This is a genomic window from Telluria sp. AZSoR62 (assembly GCF_058111565.1).
In genome coordinates this window covers 358,846-365,862 of sequence record NZ_JBYTST010000004.1, presented here as the reverse complement: position 1 = coordinate 365,862, position 7,017 = coordinate 358,846, and the positions used below count along the sequence as shown (strand labels likewise).

Below are 7,017 nucleotides of genomic sequence, written 5' to 3'. Positions count from 1 at the left end.
GGCGGAGCGGACGGGACTCGAACCCGCGACCCCCGGCGTGACAGGCCGGTATTCTAACCAACTGAACTACCGCTCCAACAAAAACACGTCATTCACCACCTTTTCAGGCAGTTCCCCTGCATGTCACTGCAGAGAAGGCATTAGTTTACAGCATCTTTCAGTGCTTTACCAGCCTTAAATTTTGGAACCTTGGCAGCCTTGATCTTGATGGGTTCCTTGGTGCGCGGATCGCGGCCGGTACGTGCGGCGCGGTCGCCCACGGTGAAGGTGCCGAAGCCGACCAGCGTGACGCTGTCGTTCTTCTTCAGGCTTTCCGTCACTGCCTCGATCATCGCGTCGAGTGCGCGCGTGGCCGAAGCCTTGGTAATGTCCGCGGACTTCGCGATTTCTTCGATCAGTTCTGTCTTGTTCACTCTAACCCTCGTTTATTCGTTCGACGCGCATGCGTCTACATGCAAAAGTGCAAGCGCGTATTAAACAAGGGCAACATTAGTCTGTCAAGCAACATGCGTGGAGCATGGAGGTTTGGTGCGCATATGTGGCTATTTGGCGGGGGTGCAGTCCGGCGCGATGGCTCGAAATGCATCGCCAGCGCATAAAAAAACAGGCGCCCGCAGGCGCCTGTTTCAGCGATCGATGACGACCGATCAGTGCTTGACCACTTCCGTCTGCCCATCCGCAGCCGCGGCAGGCGCCACGGCCACCGCAGCGGGCGCATCGACGATCGGCTCCGGCAGGCGTTCCAGCGCAACCTCGAGCACCTTCTCGATCCAGCGCACCGGCACGATCTCGAGCTTGTTCTTGACGTTGTCCGGAATCTCGGCCAGGTCCTTCACGTTCTGCTCGGGGATCAGGACCGTCTTGATGCCGCCACGGTGCGCGGCCAGCAGCTTCTCTTTCAGGCCGCCGATCGGCAGCACCTCGCCGCGCAGCGTGATCTCGCCCGTCATCGCCACGTCGGCGCGGACCGGGATGCCGGTGAAGGCCGAGACCAGGGCGGTCGTCATGCCGATACCGGCCGACGGACCATCCTTGGGCGTCGCGCCTTCCGGCACGTGGATGTGGATGTCGTTCTTCTCGAACGCTTCCGCCTTGATGCCGAAACGCTGGGCGCGGCTGCGCACGACAGTGCGGGCTGCCTCGATCGATTCCTTCATCACGTCGCCCAGGGTACCGGTGCGGATGATGGCGCCCTTGCCCGGCACGTTGACCGCTTCGATCGTGAGCAGATCGCCGCCGACTTCGGTCCAGGCAAGACCCACCACCTGGCCGACCTGGTTCTGCTTCTCGGCCACGCCGAAGTCGTAGCGGCGCACGCCCAGGAACTTGTCCAGGTTCTTGCCGCCGACGATGACGCGCTTCTCGGACTTCTTGAGCAGCAGCATCTTGACGACCTTGCGGCAGATCTTCGAGATTTCGCGGTCCAGCGAACGCACGCCCGCTTCACGGGTGTAGTAGCGGATGATGTCGCGCACCGCGGTCTCGTCGACCTTGATCTCGTCTTCCTTCAGGCCGTTGGCCTTGAGCTGCTTCGGCAGCAGGTAGCGCTGGGCGATGCTGGTCTTCTCGTCTTCGGTGTAACCCGACAGGCGGATGACTTCCATGCGGTCCAGCAGCGCCGGCGGGATGTTGTACGAGTTCGAGGTCGCCACGAACATCACGTCCGACAGGTCGAAGTCCACTTCCAGGTAGTGGTCCGAGAACGTGTGGTTCTGTTCCGGGTCCAGCACCTCGAGCAGGGCCGACGACGGGTCGCCGCGGAAGTCGGCGCCCATCTTGTCGATCTCGTCCAGCAGGAACAGCGGGTTGCGCACGCCGACCTTGGCCAGCGACTGCAGCACCTTGCCCGGCATCGAGCCGATGTAGGTACGGCGGTGGCCGCGGATCTCGGCTTCGTCGCGTACGCCGCCCAGGGCCATGCGCACGAACTTGCGGTTCGTGGCGCGGGCGATGGACTGGCCCAGCGAGGTTTTACCGACGCCGGGAGGACCCACGAAGCACAGGATCGGGGCCTTCAGCTTGTCGACGCGCTGTTGGACCGCGAGATATTCCAGGATGCGTTCCTTGATCTTGTCCAGGCCATAGTGGTCGGCTTCGAGCACGTTCTGCGCGTTCTCGAGGTCGATGGTGACCTTCGACTTCTTCTTCCACGGCAGCGACACCAGGGTGTCGATGTAGTTGCGCACGACGGTGGCTTCGGCCGACATCGGCGACATGAGTTTGAGCTTGCGGATTTCGGCCTGGGCTTTTTCCAGGGCTTCCTTCGGCATCCTGGCGGCGATGACCTTCTTCTCGAGCTCTTCGATGTCGGCGCCTTCTTCGCCTTCACCCAGCTCCTTCTGGATGGCCTTGACCTGCTCGTTCAGGTAGTACTCGCGCTGCGACTTCTCCATCTGGCGCTTGACGCGGCCGCGGATGCGCTTTTCGACCTGCAGGATGTCCAGTTCGCCTTCCAGCTGGCCGAGCAGGTGCTCGAGGCGCTTGGCGACGTTGAAGATCTCGAGGATGACCTGCTTCTGCTCGAGCTTGAGCGGCAGGTGGGCTGCGACGGTATCGGCCAGGCGGCCGGCATCGTCGATGCCTGCCAGCGATGCGAGGATCTCCGGCGGAATCTTTTTGTTGAGTTTGACGTACTGGTCGAACTGCTGGACGATGGCGCGGCGCATGGCCTCGACTTCGGAGTCGTCGCCGACTTCCGAATCGACCGGGGTCAGTTCGGCGGTAAAGTGGGTCGCGCCATCGGTGATGGTATCGATGCGCGCACGCTGCGAACCCTCCACCAGCACCTTCACGGTACCGTCGGGGAGCTTGAGCATCTGCAGGATATTGGCCACGCAGCCGATTTCGTAGATGTCTTCGGCCGACGGTTCGTCCTTGGCGGCGGCCTTCTGGGCGGCCAGCATGATGCTCTTGCCCTGCTCCATCGCGGCTTCGAGGGCCTTGATGGATTTAGGGCGGCCAACGAACAGAGGTATCACCATATGCGGGAACACGACCACGTCGCGCAACGGCAAAAGGGGCAGCGTCGTTTGCTCGGTTAATTTCGGAGTTGTCATGGCGTACCTTATAAAAGCGTGTTGCTGAACTTGGGCACTCGCAGAGTAAATCTCAAGGCCACTGCGAAAATATTTTCTTCAGTAAAAGTTTATCAATTAACGAAGAATATAGCCGTTCCAATAAAATCCGGTTTTCAAATGAAAAAGCCACCGCACGGGCTTACCCGGCGAGTGGCTTTTCGATTGAAGCCTGCGTCTTTTATTGAAGTAAATTGTACCTTCAAGAATCCGTACGGCAAGAGTTTTGTTGCAAACGAATCGGCCTTTTTTTAGTTTTCGCCGGAAGCTTTTGGCGATTCACTGTAAATAAGCAAAGGTTTTGCCGCGTTCGTGATCGTATTTTCATCGATAACGACTTTGACGACATTTTGCTGGCTTGGCAATTCGTACATCACATCCAGCAGCGCGTGTTCCAGGATGGAACGCAGGCCGCGCGCGCCGGTCTTGCGCGCCAATGCTTTACGGGCAATGGCATGCAGGGCCGCAGGACGGATTTCGAGTTCGGCGCCTTCCATTTCAAGCAGCTTCGAGTACTGTTTGATCAGGGCGTTCTTCGGCTCGATCAGGATCTGGATCAGCGCTTCCTCGGTCAGCTCGTTGAGCGTGGCAACCACCGGCAGGCGGCCGACCAGTTCGGGAATGAGTCCGAACTTGATCAGGTCTTCCGGCTCGGCTTCCATCATGATCTCGCTGGCCGCACGCTGGGTCTGGCTCTTGACGGTGGCGCCGAAGCCGATGCCGCCCTTCTCCGAGCGGTTCTGCACGATCTTGGCCAGGCCGTCGAAGGCGCCGCCACAGATGAACATGATGTTGGTCGTGTCGATCTGGACGAAATCCTGGTTCGGATGCTTGCGCCCGCCCTGCGGCGGCACCGAGGCCATCGTGCCTTCGATGAGTTTGAGCAGCGCCTGCTGCACGCCCTCGCCCGACACGTCGCGCGTGATCGACGGGTTGTCGGACTTGCGCGAGATCTTGTCGATCTCGTCGATGTAGACGATGCCGCGCTGGGCCTTGTCGACTTCGTAATTGCAGCTTTGCAGCAGCTTCTGGATGATGTTCTCGACGTCTTCGCCGACATAGCCGGCTTCGGTCAGCGTGGTCGCATCGGCGATCACGAAGGGAACATTGAGCATGCGCGCCAGGGTCTGGGCCAGCAGGGTCTTGCCGGAGCCGGTCGGGCCCACGAGCAGGATATTGCTCTTGGCAAGCTCGATGTCGTCTTTCTTGCCCAGGTGCTTGAGGCGCTTGTAATGGTTGTACACCGCCACCGACAGGATGCGCTTGGCCGTTTGCTGGCCGATCACGTACTGGTCGAGCAGTTCGGTGATTTCGTGTGGCGTCGGCAGGTCGGACTTGGCGCCCGCCACCGACTCGACATTCGAAGTCTCGTCGCGGATGATGTCATTGCACAGATCGATGCATTCATCGCAGATGAATACCGACGGTCCCGCGATCAGCTTCTTGACTTCGTGCTGGCTCTTTCCGCAGAACGAGCAGTACAGAAGTTTTTCGCCGCTGGAGGATTTTTTGTCAGACATGGGGCAGGTTATCTATTTAGTTGCTTGAATATAACGCTAATACGGACACGCAACAAGTGCGCGTACGAACATGCTACCCGAAATAAAAACGAAACGCCCGAACGTCATGCGTCCGGGCGTTTTTTGGCAACACCTTCGCGGCGTCGCAAGGCGTCTACTTAGGCGCGGTTGGTCAGGACGCGGTCGATCAGGCCGTACTCGACCGATTCTTCCGCCGACATGAAGCGGTCGCGGTCGGTGTCCTTGTGGATCTGCTCGATCGTCTGGCCGGTGTTCTCGGCCATGATGCGCGCCAGGCGCTCGCGCAGGTACAGGATTTCCTTGGCCTGAATCTCGATGTCCGACGCCATGCCCTGCGAGCCGCCGGACGGCTGGTGGATCATGACGCGCGAGTTCGGCAGCGAGAAACGCTTGCCCTTGGCGCCGGCCGCCAGCAGGAAGGCGCCCATCGAGGCCGCGAGACCCGTGCACAGCGTCGAGACGTCGGGCTTGATGAAGTTCATCGTATCGAAGATCGCCAGGCCCGCCGAGACGGAGCCGCCAGGCGAGTTGATGTAGAGCGAGATATCCTTGTCGGGATTTTCGCTCTCCAGGAACAGCATCTGGGCCACGATGAGATTGGCCATCTGGTCGTTGACAGGACCGACCAGGAAGATCACGCGTTCCTTCAGGAGGCGCGAATAGATGTCATAGGCGCGCTCGCCGCGGCCGCTTTGCTCGACCACCATCGGCACGAGGCCGAGTGCTTGGGTATCCAATGCCGGATTATGAATCATACCTGTCTCGTTCCTTGTTAAAAGAGGCTGAAGAAAAAGCCGGCCCTGAGGGCCGGCATCTTCTTAACCCTGGGCGTTGCCACCCATCAGTTCATCGAAAGCGATGGTCTTGGTGCTGACCTTTGCCTTACCGAGCACATAGTTAACGACGTTTTCTTCCAAAACAAGTGCTTCGACTTCGCCCAGGCGGCGACGGTCGCTGTAATAGTACTTGAGGACTTCTTTTGGATCTTCGTAACTTTGCGAGAAGTCTTCGATCTGTGCCTTGACCTGTTCCTGGGTTGCCTGCAGATTGTTGTCGCTAACCAACTGCGACAGGATCAGGCCCAGGCGCACGCGGCGCTCCGCCTTGTCGGCGAACATCTCGGACGGGAAAGGCATCGCCTTGACGTCCATGCCACGCTGCATCATGTCCTGGCGGGTCATCTCGGCCAGGCGCTCCGAATCCTGCTGGATCATGGCCTTCGGCACGTCCATGTCGGTCGCCTTGACCAGCGCGTCCATCACGGCTTCCTTGTTGCGGGCCTTGACGCGGGCGGTGACTTCACGCTCGAGGTTGGTCTTGATGTCGTCGCGCATCTTTTCGATGGCGCCGTCTTCGATGCCCAGCGACTTGGCGAACTCGGCGTCGATCTCGGGCATGTGCGCCCACTCGAGCTTGTTCAGGGTGATGGTGAAGTCGGCGGTCTTGCCGGCCACATCCTTGCCGTGGTAATCCTCAGGGAAGGCCAGCGGGAAGGTCTTGCTTTCGCCGACTTTCAGGCCGATGGTGGCTGCCTCGAATTCCGGCAGCATGCGGCCCTCGCCCAGCACGAAGGCGTAGTTGTCGGCCTTGCCGCCGTCGAATTCGACGCCGTCGATCTTGCCGACGAAGTCCACGGTCACGCGGTCGCCGTTGGCGGCCACCGGCTCGCCGCCGTCGCCGTGCTCGCCTGCCACGCCTTTCGGGTGGTAGTGCACGCGCTGCTTGCGCAGGATGTCGATGGTCTTGTCGATCTCGGTGTCGGTCACGTCGGCAGCGACGGTTTCCACTTCCATGGTCGACAGGTCGGCCAGCACGACTTCCGGATAGACTTCGAAGGTTGCGTCGAACTCGAGCATGCCTTCAGGGGCGTCCTGCTTCGGCTCGATTTTCGGGAAACCGGCAACGCGCAGCTGGTTCTCGTTGGCAGCTTCGTTGAACGCGCGGCCGACTTTGTCGTTCAGCACGTCCGACTCGATCTGGTAGCCGTATTGCGCCGCGACCATCTTGAGCGGCACCTTGCCAGGGCGGAAGCCAGGGGCTTTTGCCGTCTTGGCCTGCTGCTTGAGGCGCTTTTCGACCTCCGTACGGACGTCAGCTACCGGAAAAGAGATCGTCAAGCGACGCTCGAGTTTACCCAGGGTTTCGACTGCAGTTGCCATTATAAAAATCGTCCAAAAAAATAATTATTCGTGGTGCGAGGAGGGGGACTCGAACCCCCACACCATTGCTGGCGTCAGGACCTAAACCTGGTGCGTCTACCAATTTCGCCATCCTCGCGCAGGATTGCATTTTCTGCCACAAAAACAAAGGGCGCCCGACAGTGAAACCGGCCGCCCTGCACTCCTCTGTTTATGGGCTACAACTTCAGCCAATTATTTTACTGGATTTTCTGTCACTATTGG

General features: G+C 59.7%; 5 protein-coding genes and 2 tRNA genes. All 7 read right to left on the bottom strand.

Annotated elements, in window-relative coordinates; genetic code table 11:
- Positions 1–2: 2 nt before the first annotated feature.
- The 7 genes from AC3XQU_RS09490 to AC3XQU_RS09460 all read right to left on the bottom strand — a co-directional run bounded on the left by AC3XQU_RS09490 (position 3) and on the right by AC3XQU_RS09460 (position 6,892).
- Positions 3–76 (bottom strand) — tRNA-Asp (locus AC3XQU_RS09490).
- A gap of 64 nt (positions 77–140) precedes the next feature.
- Positions 141–413 carry an HU family DNA-binding protein gene (locus AC3XQU_RS09485; RefSeq protein WP_489873906.1) on the bottom strand — a complete coding sequence of 91 codons (273 nt, stop codon included), beginning with the start codon at positions 411–413 and terminating at the stop codon, positions 141–143.
- Between the two features lie 234 nt (positions 414–647).
- Positions 648–3,056 (bottom strand): endopeptidase La, encoded by a 2,409-nt coding sequence (gene lon / locus AC3XQU_RS09480; RefSeq protein ID WP_489873905.1) that lies wholly within the window; start codon positions 3,054–3,056, stop codon positions 648–650.
- Positions 3,057–3,325: 269 nt separating this feature from the next.
- Positions 3,326–4,594, bottom strand: a complete 1,269-nt coding sequence (gene clpX / locus AC3XQU_RS09475) for an ATP-dependent Clp protease ATP-binding subunit ClpX (RefSeq protein ID WP_489873904.1) — start codon at positions 4,592–4,594, stop codon at positions 3,326–3,328.
- Between the two features lie 158 nt (positions 4,595–4,752).
- Positions 4,753–5,370: an ATP-dependent Clp endopeptidase proteolytic subunit ClpP gene (gene clpP, locus AC3XQU_RS09470; RefSeq protein ID WP_489873903.1), complete on the bottom strand. Its 618-nt coding sequence runs from the start codon at positions 5,368–5,370 to the stop codon at positions 4,753–4,755.
- Between the two features lie 63 nt (positions 5,371–5,433).
- Entirely contained in the window at positions 5,434–6,774 is a 1,341-nt protein-coding gene (tig, locus tag AC3XQU_RS09465; RefSeq protein ID WP_489873902.1) for a trigger factor, read from the bottom strand.
- Positions 6,775–6,805: 31 nt separating this feature from the next.
- A tRNA-Leu gene (locus AC3XQU_RS09460) sits at positions 6,806–6,892 on the bottom strand.
- Positions 6,893–7,017: the final 125 nt, after the last annotated feature.

Coding starts and splice junctions, on each gene's coding strand:
- lon (WP_489873905.1), bottom strand. CDS start 3,056: ATGACAACTCCGAAATTAACCGAGCAAACGACGCTGCCCCTTTTGCCG.
- tig (WP_489873902.1), bottom strand. CDS start 6,774: ATGGCAACTGCAGTCGAAACCCTGGGTAAACTCGAGCGTCGCTTGACG.
- clpP (WP_489873903.1), bottom strand. CDS start 5,370: ATGATTCATAATCCGGCATTGGATACCCAAGCACTCGGCCTCGTGCCG.
- clpX (WP_489873904.1), bottom strand. CDS start 4,594: ATGTCTGACAAAAAATCCTCCAGCGGCGAAAAACTTCTGTACTGCTCG.